We start from the raw sequence: 13,806 nt of genomic DNA, 5'->3' as shown, positions 1-13,806 counted from the left end.
ATCATGGTGAACATCGGTGTGGTGGGTGCCACCGGCCAGGTCGGCCAGGTGATGCGGAACCTGTTGGCAGAACGCGACTTTCCGGCGACCGGGGTGCGGTTCTTCGCGTCCTCGCGTTCGGCCGGGCGCACGCTGGAGTTCCGCGGGCGGGAGATCGAGGTCGAGGACGCGGCCACCGCGGACCCGAGTGGCCTTGATATCGCACTGTTTTCGGCCGGCGCGACGATGTCACGGGTGCAGGCCCCGCGTTTCGCCGCCGCCGGTGCGGTGGTGGTGGACAACTCGTCGGCCTGGCGCAAGGACGACGACGTGCCGCTGGTGGTGTCCGAGGTCAACTTTCACCGCGACGCCGGCAACCGGCCCAAGGGGATCATCGCCAACCCGAACTGCACGACCATGGCGGCCATGCCGGTGCTCAAGCCGCTGCACGAGGCGGCCGGGCTGAGGAGGCTGGTGATCTCCAGCTACCAGGCGGTTTCCGGCAGCGGTCTGGCCGGTGTCGAGGAGCTGGCGTCGCAGACCCGCGCGGTCATCTCTCGCGCGGAGTCCCTGGTGCACGACGGTAACGCGCTGGACTACCCGCAACCCGTCAAATACGTTGCGCCGATCGCGTTCAACGTCGTCCCGCTGGCCGGGTCCCTGGTCGACGACGGCTCGGGGGAGACCGACGAGGACCAGAAGCTGCGCAACGAGAGCCGCAAGATCCTGGGCATCCCGGACCTGCTGGTCAGCGGCACCTGCGTGCGGGTCCCGGTGTTCACCGGTCACTCGCTGTCGATCAACGCCGAGTTCGCCGAACCGATTTCGCCGGTACTCGCCACCGCGCTGCTCATCGACGCACCCGGGGTGAAGGTGGTCGAGGTGCCGACGCCGCTGGCCGCCGCCGGCACCGACGACTCGCTCGTCGGCCGGATCCGGGTCGACCCGGGCGTGCCCGACGGCCGCGGGCTGGCCCTGTTCGTCTCCGGTGACAATCTGCGAAAAGGCGCGGCGCTGAACACCATTCAGATCGCTGAGCTGCTGGCCGCGCAGCTGATCTGAGCCACGACGCCGATGCCCCGGTGGTTGCGGAAGCGCTGGCTCGCGGGGACGGCTGCGCTGCTGACCGCCACGTCGCTCGCCACCCCGGTGCGCGCCGAGCCGTCGGTGCCCGACCTCGCACCCGGGCAGGTGCTGCGGCTGGCGGCGATCGCCGGGACCGGCACCGCCACCCGTGACTACAACGTGGGCGCCACCGATCTGTGCGAGTTCATGGATTTCCCAACCGAACTGCTGCAGATCTGCGGGGACAGCTTCGCCGGACAGGGCGTTGGATTCGGCAACTGGCACGCCCCCGTCGCGTTCCGGGTGGACCGCAGCTCACTGGATTCCCCGGGCGGCGTGCGCTACCTCGGGGTGATCGGTACCGACAAGCCGTTGCTGGCCGATCCGAAAGCTGAAGGGACATCGCAACTTCCGGCCGGCGTGGTGTCGATCAACCGGGAGAACTATCTGCTGATCACCACCACCAAGGACCTGGCGCCGCGCTCGTCGCGGCTGGTGAAGGCCGACGCCGGCCGGGGTGGCTGGGCGACTGTGCCCGGCTCGGTGCGCGACGGCGGGTACGCCGACGGGACCATGTCGCAGATCAGCGGCTACTACGACCCGGTTCCCACCCCGGATTCGCCGACCGGCTGGGTGTACATCGTGGCCAACAACTTCAACCGGTCGGCTCCGGTCCGGCTGTTCCGGGTGCGGCCCGCGCAGTTCACTGACCGCACCCGCTGGCAGGGCTACTCGCCCGCGGGCTGGGGCAAGACCCCGCCGCCGCTGTGGCCGGACCTGGTCGGCGAGATGAGCTTCAAGCAGATCGACGGCAAGGCGGTGCTGTCCTACTTCAACTCCAGCACCGGCAACATGGAGATCAGGGTGGCGGCCGACCCGACCGGGCTGGGCACCGCGCCGGTCACCACCGTGGTGGTCGCCGCCGACTGGCCCGACCCCATCGATGCGCTGGGTGCTCCCGAGGACAACGCGCTGGCCCAGCCCTACGGTGGCTACCTCGCGCCGGGTTCGACGCTGGAGTCGATGCGGGTGTTCGTCAGCCAGTGGAACACCACCACCCGGGATCGGATGCCCTACCGGGTGCTGCAGTACCTGGTTCACCCCTACTCCTGAGTCGCGCCTAGGGACGGGCACACCGTTTTGTGACTCTGCTCACGTCTGAGTGCTAGTCTCCGCGTAAGAATCACCTGAGATCAACCTGAGAAAGCGGTGGAGCCATGAGGCGCACGCGTCGGCAGTTGGCCCGGAACCTCAGTACCGCGGCGGCGGCCGTCGTCACCGCCACCGCACTCACCGCCGGTCTCGGCGCCCCGGTCGCCAACGCCGCCGTCACCTCGCCCGCGGTGGCGGCCCAGCGCAACGCCGAGGTCCAGCTCGCGGCCCTGCAGGACACCCTGGGCGGGTTGATCGATCGGTGGAAGCAGGCCGCCTACACCAACCAATCCGTCGTCGACCCCGGCGACGGGTTCGAGCAGATGCCGTTGGCGCAGTTGCCCCTGTCGGGTACCGCCTCGGACCCTGCGGATATCCCCGATCTGACGTTAGGACTGGGCCGCCAGGTTGCCAATGTGGTCCAGAAGGTAGGCGTAGCCGGAGCGAATGTCGTCCCCGGGACGGTCAACCTCGGGCCGGTGTGGGAGGCATTCGGGCTGGACCCGAACACTGCAATCAGTGACATCCTTGGCGCCGTTCTCACCAGCGCGGTAACGGACATGCCGCTGCCCGAGAGCGCCCGGGCGCTGGCGACACTGGTGGCGCCATTCCTCAGAGCCGCCGACATCACCACCGTTGGGCAACTGCTGCAGCTGATCAACTTCAGCCTGACCGATCCGCTGAACATCAGCGGGGGATCGCCCGGTCTCAACATCGTCACTTCCGGCCCGCTGTTCACCCTCGGCAAGTTCCTGGGCGTCGACGCCGGGTGGTCGTCGATGTTCCCCGATGCCATCGCCGAGGCGGCGAACGCCACCGAGGCGCTGAATGTGAACCCGGTCGAGGTGGTCAACAAACTCAACAGCAAGATCCCGTCGCGACCCATCGTCCCCAACCAGGCCTTGAAGCTATCGCTTACTGCGGCGGCGGCAACCCTCTCGGTGGCGGGCATCAACTCGATGGATGTCAAGGTCCCGGTGGTCGTCGGAATGGGCCTGGGCGCCTTCGCGGCGGGTGAGGCCTACCCGCAGATCCTCGACGCCGCCCTGGCAGGTACCGGCGACCCGACGGCGACGATCCTGGCCTCGGTCCTGTTGGCCAACCCGGGCCGGGCCAACGGCGGGCTATTCGCCCGGTTATATCCGCTGGCCGCGCTCGCCGGTATCAACACCATCACCCGCGATCAAGCCGGCACCGGCATCAGCCTCACCGATAACAGCATCACCCCCATCAAGGTCGACGCGACCGTCGAGTACAACCCACTCTCGGACTTCCCGGCCTGGCTGAACCCGGTCTCGCTCGCCAACACCGTTGCCGCGACGCTCCTCCCGACGTATCTGCGAGGCGTCGATACCAATCTGCGCCAGGTGATCGAGGACGAGACCGGGGTCGACATCGACCATCCCAATGTCGATAACATCCCCGCGAACATGTACGTGACACTCCCTGTTAGCACCCTGCCCCTGCTGGAACCTCTCGCACTTCCCACCGTCGGGGCGAACCTGCTGCTCAGCTCCACCGGCGTGAGGCTCAACAACCCGCTGGTCACCGCGCTGCAACCGGTAACGGAGTCGCTGGTCAACCTGGGGTACACCGACGTTGAGTGGAATCCGGCAACCAGCACCTACGACCGCACCCTGAACAAGGGCAACGAAGTCACCCCGTTCGGCTCGTTGCCGAAGAACGTCAATGTGCGCGACCTCCCGGGCAATCTGATCAAGTCGCTGCAGGCGGGTGTCACGAAGGCCTGGAACGACGGCCTGATCACCACCGGTGGCGGCTCGTCGCCGCTGGCGCCGGCGACGCAGACCCAGTCGCTCGCCAGGGCCGGCACCCCGACACTGGCCGCCGGGTCGCTCGGCAACGGCAAGCTCATCAAGGAACTGACGGCGCTGGTGCCGACCAAGAACGGTCTGACCCAGCTCACCGGAAACAAGCTCCAGCTGAGCACCGGGAGCTCGGCCCGCAAGACTCCGGTCAAGGATGCCTTGACGACGGTCCGTACGAACCTCAACGCGGCCGGCGCCGAGGCCCGGGAGGCGGTCCGGCACACGATCGGCGAGGCCCGGGCGCAGGGCGACCGTGCCGCCGCAGCCCTCAAGCCGAAGCCGAAAGCCAAGGTGACCGCCGAGAAGTAGCCACCCGCGAACGCCGGGCTGCCCCTCGTGGGGTGATCCGGCGTTCGTTGGCAATTGCGACTACGGACCGACCCGCGACCACGTCGCCGTGGTGTTTGCCGCCGGGCACGCTCCGACTCCCACCACCTGCAATTCCTGCACGTAGCCGTCGGCGACCGCTGTCGCTGTCCCGGTGGTGGTCACGGGTCCGCAGCCTTCGATGGTGAACGCGTTGGTCCAACCCGCACCGTTCCAGGTCAGGGTCTGGGTGACCCGGCCGGTGGCGACGGCATTGCAGTGCGCGCACTTCGACGTGACGTGGATTGTGTCGCCCCAGGGCGCGACGACATAGGTGCCGGAGAACACGCCGTCTTCGGCACCTGCGGTACCGGCTGTCACCAGCGCCGCCGCGACCAGCCCCACAACACCGACCGACACGGTCGCCGTCGTCAAGATCTTTCCCATATGAATCCCCCCAGCGCGTTTCTCTAACCCCGGCCTGGTCACACGGTAGGCGGTTGGTCCCACTTACGTGGGCGGATCCACCCCGGCAGCGATGCTTAAGCATAGGAACTTCATAGCCGGAACATAACCGCTGCTGGGCGGACCGACGCCATGATGGGTTCATGAGCGAAGCAGCTGAAACCCCGACGGCCCCCGAGCCGACCCCGCCCCCGGCCAAGCCGGCCACCCCGCCACCGCCGATGGAGGGCGGACCTCCGCCCCCGCCGCCCGCCGGCGATCCGCACCACCACCACCACCACGACTGTCACAGTCACGACAAGCCCAGCCGGCTGTACCAGGCCGCCGCGTGGGTCGGCATCGTGGCCGGGGTGATCTTCATCGTCGGGTCGATCCTGATCACCGGGATGGTCCTGGGCCACGAGAGCAACGGCGGCTACCACCACCATCGCGGCGACCGTGACAACAATCAGATGTACGGTCCGCCCATGATGCGCGGGGGACCTGACCGGATGGGCGGCCCGCGGTGGGAGCGGCCCAGCCGATCCGACGACGACGGCGGCTCCCGCACCACCGCGCCGAACACCCCGAACCCCGGCCCGGGCCGCTAGCGCCAGGACCCGACCCGCCCCGGCGCATTCGCCCCGTGAATGCGCTGGGGCGTCTCATGTTGGCGCCTCGCCACACCACCCGGACCTGGCATGATCGGCTCATGGCACGGATGAGGACGACGCTGTTGGCGGCGGTGCTGCTGGCGATTCCGGCGGGCACCGTGACGGCTCCGACGGTGGCGGCCAAGCCGTCGGACCCGGGTGTGGTGACCTACGCGGTGATGGGCAAGGGGTCGGTCGGCAATATCGTCGGCGCCCCGATCAGCTTCGAGTCGGTGTTCACCGCGCCGTTCCAGGGCTATTCGGTCGACATCCCGGTCTGCAACAACTGGGCCGACATCGGCCTGCCGGAGGTGTTCCTCGATCCGGACCTGGCGTCGTTCAACGGGTCCACCGCGCAGACCTCGGCCACCGACCAGGACCACCTCGTCCGGCAGGCCATCGGGGTGTTCGCGACGACGGCTGCGGCCAACGGCGCCTTCCACCGGGTCGTCGACCGCACGGTCGGCTGCTCGGGTCAGACCGCCACCATGCGCCTCGACGACGGCACCGTGCAGGTCTGGTCGTTCGGTGGGTCGGCGCCGACTGCCACCGACGCCATCTGGGTCAAGCAGGAGGCCGGCACCGATCGCCGCTGCTACACCCAGACCCGGTTGCGGGAGAACGTGCTGCTGCAGGCCAAGGTCTGCCAGACCGGCAACGGCGGCCCCGCGGCCAATGTGCTGGCCGGAGCCATGCAGAACACCCTCGGGCAGTAGCCGGATTAGCCTTCCGGCCAGCTGTTTTCGGCGACGAACTCGCTCAGCGGCCGGGCGAACGCCCAGTTGTCCAGCTCCAGCACCGGGCGGTCGGGGAATTCCGGCACCGGGCCCAGGCACAGCACGGCGATCGGATCGGCGCCGTCGGGCATCCCGAGCAGCTCCGCGAGCCGGCCCGGGTCGAAGATGGACACCCAGCCCATTCCGAGGCCCTCGGCGCGGGCGGCCAGCCACATGTTCTGGATCGCGCAGGAGGCCGAGGCGAGGTCCATCTGCGGCAGCGTGCGGCGGCCGAACACCCAGCGCTCCCGGTGTTCGCACAGTGCGACGACGAACAGCTCGGCGCAGTCCAGCACGCCCTCGACTTTCAGCGCCAGGAACTCCGACTCCCGCTCACCGATCGCGACGCCGGTGCGGTGGCGCTCCTCGTCGACGAGCGCGTGGATGTCGCGGCGCAGGTGCTCATCGGTGATCCGGATGAACCGCCACGGTTGCATCAGACCGACCGAGGGGGCGGCGTGCGCGGCCGCGAGCAACCGGGACAGCACCTGCGGGGCCACCGTGGAACCGGGGACGAACCGGCGCATGTCGCGGCGCTCGGCGATCGCCCGGTACACCGCGGAGCGTTCGGCGTCGGTGAACTCCGGTTCGCTCATCTCCGCTGCTCAGGCAGGTTTGTGGGCGCGCAGCAGCCACGCCGGCATCTGCACCCGGCCGGCGGCGTCGAGCGCCTCGGCCGGGATCGGCACCCCGGGCGGCGGGTTGGCGTGGATCTTCGCCGGGCGGATCTCATCGATGGTCCAGTAGGGCTCGACGGCGGCGCGCAACTCCGCCTCGTCGACCTCGTTGGGCTTGGTGTCCTGGTCGTCGGGGAAGGCGCCCTTGGCGAACGCCAGCACGTAGTACCGCGCACCAGGTGCGGCCGCGGCCACGATCGAGCGCTGGTAGCCGTCGCGTCCCTCCACCGGCAGCGAATGGAACAGCGTGGAGTCGACGATGGTGTCGAACCGGCCGTCGTAGCCGGTGAACGCGGTGATGTCGTCGGCGACGAAAGTCGCATTCGGCAGCCCGCGCTCGGCGGCGGCAGCGGTTGCCGCGGCCACGGCGGTCGGGCTGAGGTCGATCCCGACGACGTCGTGCCCCCGCGCCGCCAGTGCCAGCCCCAGTTCGGCGTGGCCGCAGCCCGCGTCGAGGACCGCACCCGAGATCGCGCCGCTGTCGATCAACGTCGCCAGCTCGGGCTGCGGCTCGCCGATGTTCCACGGCGGCGGGCCCTCGAATACGGCTTCACCGCGGTAGGCGCTGTCCCAATCCATTACGTCGTCGGCCATGCTCGCCAGGCTACCCGGCCCGCCATCGCGATAGGTTCGCCGAAGTGAGGGAAGCGTGTCGGCGAATTTCGGCACGGGGACGCGCGGAAAGCCGTTTACGGTAGACCCTGTGCCACTGTCCCCGGTCGTGGATTTGCTGCGCCGTGCCGCCGCGGGTCCGGCCGGGCTGATCGTCCAGGGTGAGCCCGGGATCGGCAAGACCACGATGTGGCTGGATGCGGTGGACCGTGCGCGGGCCGACGGCATGGTGGTGCTGGCCGCGCGCGGTGCGTCCGCGGAACTGACTCTGACGTATTCGGCGCTCGCCGACCTGCTCACCGGACTCGACGACGAGGTGCTGGCGGCACTGCCCGAAACCCAGCGACAGACCCTCGGACGAGTCCTGCCGGGAGCGGCGTACGGGCCACCGACCGACGAGCGGGCGGTGGCGGCGGCGTTCCTGGCGGTGCTGGAGGAACTGGCCCGCGAACACCGGGTGCTGGTTGCCATCGATGACGCGCAGTGGCTGGACCCCGCGTCCCGCACCGCGATCGGCTACGCGCTCCGCAGGCTGACCAGCTCGGTCGCGGTGCTGGTCACCGTGCGCGCCACCGAACCGGTGCCGGACCCGCTGAGCTGGCTGACGCTGCCGCGCCCGGAACTGCTGGTGCGCCACGCCGTTTCGGGCCTGAGCCTCGGTGGGCTGCACCAGATGTTCAGCAGGCGGCTGGGCCGCACCTTTCCCCGGCCGACGATCACCCACATTCATCGGATGTCCGGCGGAAACCCTTTCTACGCACTGGAACTGGCTCACGCGGTGATCCGGGACGGGGCGGGCCGGGAGCTGCCCGATTCACTTGCCGCGCTGGTTGCCGAGCGGGTCGGGCGCCTCGACGAACCGACCACCGAGGCCCTGCTTCTGTTGGCAGCGTGCGTGCGGCCGGCGCTCGACCGGATCGCGCGTGCCGCGCAGTGTTCTCCCGACGAACTGGTGCTACTGCTGGAACCGGCCGAGGACCAGGGTTTGATCACCATGGCGGGCAACGCCATTGGCTTCACCCACCCGTTGCTGGCCTCGGGTGTCTACACCAACGCCACCAATGCGCAACGCCGAGCGGCGCACCGCCGGCTGGCCGAGGTGGTGGATTCGCCCGAACTGCGGGCACGGCACCTGGCGCTGGCGAGCGCCGGCGCGGATCCGGAAACCCTGGCCGCTCTCGATGCCGCGGTCGCGGTCACCGCCGCCCAGGGCGCCCCGGCCACCGCCGCCGAACTGCTGGAACTGGCGATCGCTCGCGGTGGTGACACCCCGCTGCGGCGGATCCTGTGCGCCACGCACCATTTCACCGCGGGCGACGCACAGTCGGCGCAGAAGCTACTGGCCGGGGTGATCGACGAGCTGCCGTCCGGGCCCGTCCGGGCCACCGCACTGTTGATGCTCGGCGGAATCAGCGTCTACACAGACGGATTCACTGCGGCAGCTGGTTGGCTACGCCAGGGTGTCGAGACGACCACCGACCCGGCAATGCTCGCCCAGCTGCACATGATGTTGTCGTTCACCGCGATGAACCTGGGGGAGTTCGCCGACGCCGAATGCACCCTGGATGTCGCCGCCGCGCGGGCCGAGGATCTCGGCTCCGACGCGGTGCGCAGCCAGGTGCTGAGCCTGCAGACCATGCTGGGCTGTCTGCGCGGCGGCGGCATCTGCCCGGATCGCCGCCGGCTCGCGCTGGAGCTGGAGGACCGGGATCTGGTGGCGCCGATCATCTTCCGGGCCACGGCCAACGAGATGCAGCTGCGTTTCTGGGAGGGCGACCTGACCGGGGGGCTCGAGCTGTACGAGCAGCTGTGGCGCAGCGCCGCCGAGCGCGGTGCGGAAAGCGAGCTGCTGTTCCTGGCCGTGCAGGGCACCTTGGGGTCGAGCTGGAAGGGGGATCTGGTGCGGGCCACCGCCATCGCCCGGGACGCGACCGAGCGCGCAGACCAACTGGGCGGGGACAACTCCAAGCTCATCGCCGCCGTCGCCCGCGCCGGTCCGGCAGCGCTCACCGGCCGGATCGACGACGCCCGGCAGGCGTGCGCGGAGGCTACCGAGATTGCAGTGCACCGCGGGGCCGACCGTGTGCAGTACGCGGCCGCCAGTTCCCTCGGTCTGCTGGAGGTTTCGCTCGGCCGCTATCCGGAGGCCATCGACGCGCTGTCGGGGGTGATCGCCAACTTCCGCCGGGAACCGTGGATCACCGAGATCCACAGCGCCGTGTTCGTCTCCGAAGCCGTCGAGGCGCTGGTGGCGCTGGACCGGCTCGACGAGGCCGAATCGCTGGTCGCCGCGATGGAAACCGGCGGTGCCCGCCTGGGGCGGCCGTGGACGATCGCCGAGGGCGCCCGGGGACGGGCGATGCTGCTGGTCGCCCGCGGAGATCTGGCGGGCGCCGAGGCGGCCGTGCGGCGGGCGCTGGCCGAACACGATCACCTGGAGATGGCGTTCACCCGGGCCCGGATCGTTCTGCTGCTCGGCCAGATTCTGCGGCGACGCCGCCGGCGCCAGGCCGCGGCCGAAGCGTTGGCGCAGGCACTGTGGGCGTTCGAGGACATGGGGGCGCAGATCTGGGCGCAGCGCGCCCGGGATGAATTGGCCCGGGTGGCCGGTTCGGCCCCCGTGGGGACCGGGCTCACCTCGGGCGAGCTGCGGGTGGCGGAGCGCGCCGCGGCCGGAATGTCCAACAAGGAGATCGCCGTGGAGCTGTTCATCGCGCCCAAGACCGTCGAGATGAACCTCACCAGCGCGTACCGCAAGCTGGGGATCCGGTCCCGCAGCCAGCTGCACGCACGGCTGTCCGAGGATACCGAGGTTCGATCCCAGGGAAATCCCTGATTCACATCCCGGGCCCGCTCACTAGGTTGGATTCGTGGTCAATCCGGAGATGTCGCAGCGTCGCATCCTGGTCGAGTGGTACGGCCGCGATGTCGTCGGCGCGTCCCTGGCGGATGCCGTGGCGCGCCTGGGCGCGGCGGCGGCCAAGGCCTGCGGCGCGCCGGTCCGCCTGCTGATGGCGGTCGCCGCGCCGACCGACGAGGTGGTCTACGGCGTGTTCTCCGCGGACTCCGACGACGCGGTGTGCGAAGTCTGCCGGTCGGCGGGTTGCCCGCCGGACCGGGTGGTGGATCGGGTTGACACCTGGGCCGCCGGGTAGTCCTGCTGCGGAGGGGACAGCAGGGTTACCCGCGCGCGGCCCGCACCACAGTGATGGGACCGGACCGGGAAACGTCGACGTCGATCGTGCGCCCGGTGCGTTCCGCGGCCGATGCCGCCATCGCCCGGATCGCTGAGGTGCTGTAGGCCTCCAGCGACGAGATGAGTTCGTCGTGCACGAACGGAATGACCGGCGCCAGCGGTGCCATTGCGGCCAACCGGACCAGATGCAGTGGTGACGGCGGCCGGAACACGTCGATGATCAGCAACTCTCCGGCCACCCGGGTACCCTCGGCGATGAACCGGGCGCCGGCCACCGCGGACAGGTGATGCAGCCCGAACGCCAGGAATGCCAGGTCGAATTCGTCGTTGGCGGCGTTGATCGCGGTGGGATCCAGGGTGCGCAGGTGTGCTCTGGGCTGGTCGCCCAGCGCGCCGTCGGCCCATTCGCCGACGAGTTCCGGATCGGGCGAACTGACCGTCAGCCGGGCGGTCGGGTGGTCGTGCAGAAGCAGGGCCGCCACCTCGTCGTTGTCGGCGCCGAGTTGCAGAATCGCCGGATCCGCCATGTCGGCGACGTCGTCGAGCACCAGCCGGGCCACCTGCTGGTGGGTGTGCAGGAACGATTGGACCCGGATTCGTTCGGTGCGCAGCCCGCGCAGCAGCTCCGGGTCGGCGTCGTCGCGATCCTGGTACTGGCTCAGATTGGTCTGCAGCAGCCGGTCCAGCCAGGATGCGTCGTGGCCGCCGCGCGGCATCCGGGAAATGTCGCCGACCGGGTTGCTCATGGGTACATCATGGACGATCGCAGGGGTACCGCACGCTAGGAGTTACGAGTTGGCCGAGTTCGTCGCCGCCATCGACCAGGGAACCACCAGCACCCGCGCCATGATCTTCGATCATGCCGGCCGCGAGGTGGGCCGACACCAGCTCGAGCACGAGCAGATCCTGCCGCGCGCCGGGTGGGTCGAGCACAATCCGGTGGAGATCTGGGAGCGCACCGTGGCGGTCCTGATGACGGTGCTCAACACGCTGAACCTGGGCCCGACCGATCTGGCGGCGCTGGGCATCACCAATCAGCGGGAGACCGCGCTGGTGTGGGACCGGCGCACCGGGCGGCCGTACTACAACGCCATCGTCTGGCAGGACACCCGCACCGACCGGATCGCCGCGGCATTGGAGCGCGACGGGCGCGGGGACGTCATCCGGCACAAGGCCGGCCTGCCGCCGGCGACCTATTTCTCGGCCGGCAAGGTGGCCTGGATCCTGGACAACGTCGACGGCGTGCGGGAGGCCGCCGAGCGGGGTGACGCACTGTTCGGCACCCCCGACACCTGGGTGCTGTGGAACCTCACGGGCGGGGTCCACGGCGGCGTGCACCGCACCGACGTCACCAATGCCAGCCGGACCATGCTGATGGACCTGGAAACTCTGGACTGGGACGACGAGCTGTTGTCGTTCTTCGGGATTCCGCGAGCTATGCTGCCGCGCATCGTGCCGTCGTCATCCGCGCAGGACTACGGTGTCACCACCGAATCGGGACCGCTGGGCGGTGCGGTACCGGTGACCGCTGCGCTCGGTGACCAGCAGGCCGCCATGGTCGGGCAGGTGTGCCTGAGCGCCGGCCAGGCAAAAAACACCTACGGCACCGGCAATTTCCTGCTGATGAACACCGGGGAGAAGATCGTCCGGTCAGCCAACGGGCTGTTGACGACGGTCTGCTACCAGTTCGCCGGCGCGAAACCGGTTTACGCACTGGAGGGTTCGATCGCGGTCACCGGTTCGGCGATCCAGTGGCTGCGTGACCAGCTCGGCATCATCTCCGGTGCGGCGCAGAGCGAGGCGCTGGCCCGGCAGGTCCCCGACAACGGCGGAATGTATTTCGTGCCCGCGTTTTCCGGATTGTTCGCGCCATATTGGCGGGCCGATGCGCGCGGTGTGATCGTCGGCATGTCGCGGTTCAACACCAACGCGCACCTGGCCCGCGCCGCGCTGGAAGCGATCTGCTATCAGACCCGCGACGTCGTCGAGGCGATGGAGGCCGACTCCGGGGTGCACCTGGAGGTGCTGAAGGTCGACGGCGGGGTGACGGCCAACGAGCTGTGCATGCAGATCCAGGCCGATGTCCTCGGGGTCCAGGTGGTCAAACCCGTTGTCGCGGAGACGACGGCGCTCGGCGCCGCCTATGCCGCCGGGCTGGCCGTCGGTTTCTGGGCTGATCCGGCCGAGCTGCAGCAGAATTGGCAGGAGGACAAACGCTGGTCGCCGGAATGGTCCGACGACCAGCGTGCCAAGGGATACACCAACTGGCACAAGGCAGTTCAGCGAACCCTCGACTGGGTCGATATCGACTGAGTGAATGGGGCCGGGATTGTTGCGGCGGTCCCAGCTTCCCCTCGACTCCGCATCAACGGTCGGTTCCGGCCAGCGTCAGCTCCGCTGAACCGCCTAATCCTCGGCGAGGATCTGGTACACCTCGCGGCGGGCGGTGTTCACGATGTCCAGGATCCGTTGCTGCTGTTCGGGACTGGCGGCATGGGTGGACTGGGCGACCGCGCCGAAGAGTTGGCCGAACGCATCGCGCAAACTGACCTGATCGGGGTCGGCGCCCTCGGTGATCTCGGTCCACGGTGCGGTCTCGATCTTCTCGGCGGCCTCGCGGCCCTCGTCGGTCAGCGTGTACAGCTTCTTCTTGCCGTGCGACTCGCCCGCGGCGATCAGGCCCTCGTCCTCCAGCATGGACAGGGTGGGGTACACCGAGCCGGGGCTGGGCTTCCACAGTCCGTTGCTGCGGGCGGCGATCTCCTGGATCATCTCGTAGCCGTGCATGGGCTGTTCGGCCAGCAGGCTCAGGATGGCTGCGCGGACGTCGCCGCGCCGGCCCGCGCCGCGGCGTCCGTGCCGGTGGCCGCGGCCCCGCCCGCGGCCGAAGCCGTCCCCGGGACCGAAGCCGGGCCCGAATCCGCCGCCGGGGCCGCCGAAGCCCGGGCCGAAGCCGAACCCGCCGCGACGGGCGGGCCCGTGACCCGGGTGGCCGTGGTGGTGGTCACCAACGAGTGGGGTGTTGAAAGGGGTGTTCATGTGCGTCTCTTTTCGTCCGGAGGCGCGGTGTGCGCTCTCGATGCATTAACGATATATCGAAAACTATCGTGATGCAAC

General features: G+C 69.3%; 13 protein-coding genes. 8 read left to right on the top strand and 5 right to left on the bottom strand.

Annotation, left to right across the window (positions count from 1 at the left end; genetic code table 11):
* Nucleotides 1–3 precede the first annotated feature (3 nt).
* The 3 genes from G6N16_RS01445 (at nt 4) to G6N16_RS01435 (ending at nt 4,334) form a co-directional block, all read left to right on the top strand.
* Entirely contained in the window at nt 4–1,041 is a 1,038-nt protein-coding gene (locus G6N16_RS01445; protein WP_083033955.1) for an aspartate-semialdehyde dehydrogenase, read from the top strand.
* A gap of 12 nt (nt 1,042–1,053) precedes the next feature.
* Complete coding sequence (locus G6N16_RS01440) at nt 1,054–2,157, top strand: DUF4185 domain-containing protein (protein ID WP_163787724.1); 1,104 nt, start codon at nt 1,054–1,056, stop codon at nt 2,155–2,157.
* Between the two features lie 104 nt (nt 2,158–2,261).
* On the top strand, nt 2,262–4,334 hold the full coding sequence (locus G6N16_RS01435) for an alpha/beta hydrolase family protein (protein WP_163787723.1): 2,073 nt from the start codon (nt 2,262–2,264) through the stop codon (nt 4,332–4,334).
* A 60-nt stretch (nt 4,335–4,394) separates the two neighbouring features.
* Here the strand turns inward: G6N16_RS01435 and G6N16_RS01430 are convergent, their stop codons facing one another.
* Entirely contained in the window at nt 4,395–4,778 is a 384-nt protein-coding gene (locus G6N16_RS01430; RefSeq protein ID WP_083034010.1) for a hypothetical protein, read from the bottom strand.
* A gap of 161 nt (nt 4,779–4,939) precedes the next feature.
* Here G6N16_RS01430 and G6N16_RS01425 point away from each other — a divergent pair, with 161 nt between their 5' ends.
* Both G6N16_RS01425 and G6N16_RS01420 read left to right on the top strand, forming a co-directional pair.
* Nucleotides 4,940–5,386, top strand: a complete 447-nt coding sequence (locus G6N16_RS01425; RefSeq protein ID WP_163787722.1) for a hypothetical protein — start codon at nt 4,940–4,942, stop codon at nt 5,384–5,386.
* Between the two features lie 110 nt (nt 5,387–5,496).
* On the top strand, nt 5,497–6,144 hold the full coding sequence (locus G6N16_RS01420; RefSeq protein ID WP_110810969.1) for a sensor domain-containing protein: 648 nt from the start codon (nt 5,497–5,499) through the stop codon (nt 6,142–6,144).
* A gap of 5 nt (nt 6,145–6,149) precedes the next feature.
* Here the strand turns inward: G6N16_RS01420 and bluB are convergent, their stop codons facing one another.
* Nucleotides 6,150–6,800 (bottom strand): 5,6-dimethylbenzimidazole synthase, encoded by a 651-nt coding sequence (gene bluB, locus G6N16_RS01415; RefSeq protein ID WP_083033448.1) that lies wholly within the window; start codon nt 6,798–6,800, stop codon nt 6,150–6,152.
* Nucleotides 6,801–6,809: 9 nt separating this feature from the next.
* The gene (locus G6N16_RS01410) at nt 6,810–7,475 is read right to left on the bottom strand and encodes a class I SAM-dependent methyltransferase (protein WP_197913094.1); all 666 of its coding nucleotides are present in this window, start codon (nt 7,473–7,475) and stop codon (nt 6,810–6,812) included.
* A gap of 109 nt (nt 7,476–7,584) precedes the next feature.
* On the opposite strand from G6N16_RS01410, the gene G6N16_RS01405 reads away from it, so the two are divergent.
* Complete coding sequence (locus G6N16_RS01405) at nt 7,585–10,329, top strand: AAA family ATPase (protein ID WP_163787721.1); 2,745 nt, start codon at nt 7,585–7,587, stop codon at nt 10,327–10,329.
* Nucleotides 10,330–10,363: 34 nt separating this feature from the next.
* Nucleotides 10,364–10,648: a hypothetical protein gene (locus G6N16_RS01400; RefSeq protein WP_110810970.1), complete on the top strand. Its 285-nt coding sequence runs from the start codon at nt 10,364–10,366 to the stop codon at nt 10,646–10,648.
* A 25-nt stretch (nt 10,649–10,673) separates the two neighbouring features.
* Here G6N16_RS01400 and G6N16_RS01395 read toward each other — a convergent pair whose 3' ends face one another.
* Nucleotides 10,674–11,435, bottom strand: coding sequence for a class I SAM-dependent methyltransferase (locus G6N16_RS01395; RefSeq protein WP_083033454.1), 762 nt, complete (start codon nt 11,433–11,435; stop codon nt 10,674–10,676).
* Between G6N16_RS01395 and glpK the strand changes: the two genes are divergently transcribed.
* Nucleotides 11,434–13,002, top strand: coding sequence for a glycerol kinase GlpK (gene glpK / locus G6N16_RS01390; RefSeq protein WP_083033456.1), 1,569 nt, complete (start codon nt 11,434–11,436; stop codon nt 13,000–13,002). The two genes, G6N16_RS01395 and glpK, sit on opposite strands and share 2 nt — an antisense overlap.
* 93 nt (nt 13,003–13,095) lie before the next feature.
* Here the strand turns inward: glpK and G6N16_RS01385 are convergent, their stop codons facing one another.
* A complete protein-coding gene (locus G6N16_RS01385; protein WP_083033458.1) occupies nt 13,096–13,728 on the bottom strand; it encodes a PadR family transcriptional regulator in 633 nt (210 codons plus the stop codon).
* Between the last annotated feature and the right edge of the window lie 78 nt (nt 13,729–13,806).

The organism is Mycolicibacterium insubricum (genome assembly GCF_010731615.1).
Classification (GTDB): Bacteria; Actinomycetota; Actinomycetes; order Mycobacteriales; family Mycobacteriaceae; genus Mycobacterium; species Mycobacterium insubricum.
This window is presented reverse-complemented; position numbering and strand designations above follow the sequence as displayed.

Bases quoted from the DNA above. Each gene is read 5' to 3' on its own strand.
- G6N16_RS01445 (WP_083033955.1), top strand. From the start codon at position 4: ATGGTGAACATCGGTGTGGTGGGTGCCACCGGCCAGGTCGGCCAGGTG.
- G6N16_RS01440 (WP_163787724.1), top strand. From the start codon at position 1,054: ATGCCCCGGTGGTTGCGGAAGCGCTGGCTCGCGGGGACGGCTGCGCTG.
- G6N16_RS01435 (WP_163787723.1), top strand. From the start codon at position 2,262: ATGAGGCGCACGCGTCGGCAGTTGGCCCGGAACCTCAGTACCGCGGCG.
- G6N16_RS01430 (WP_083034010.1), bottom strand. From the start codon at position 4,778: ATGGGAAAGATCTTGACGACGGCGACCGTGTCGGTCGGTGTTGTGGGG.
- G6N16_RS01425 (WP_163787722.1), top strand. From the start codon at position 4,940: ATGAGCGAAGCAGCTGAAACCCCGACGGCCCCCGAGCCGACCCCGCCC.
- G6N16_RS01420 (WP_110810969.1), top strand. From the start codon at position 5,497: ATGAGGACGACGCTGTTGGCGGCGGTGCTGCTGGCGATTCCGGCGGGC.
- bluB (WP_083033448.1), bottom strand. From the start codon at position 6,800: ATGAGCGAACCGGAGTTCACCGACGCCGAACGCTCCGCGGTGTACCGG.
- G6N16_RS01410 (WP_197913094.1), bottom strand. From the start codon at position 7,475: ATGGCCGACGACGTAATGGATTGGGACAGCGCCTACCGCGGTGAAGCC.
- glpK (WP_083033456.1), top strand. From the start codon at position 11,434: ATGGGTACATCATGGACGATCGCAGGGGTACCGCACGCTAGGAGTTAC.
- G6N16_RS01395 (WP_083033454.1), bottom strand. From the start codon at position 11,435: ATGAGCAACCCGGTCGGCGACATTTCCCGGATGCCGCGCGGCGGCCAC.
- G6N16_RS01385 (WP_083033458.1), bottom strand. From the start codon at position 13,728: ATGAACACCCCTTTCAACACCCCACTCGTTGGTGACCACCACCACGGC.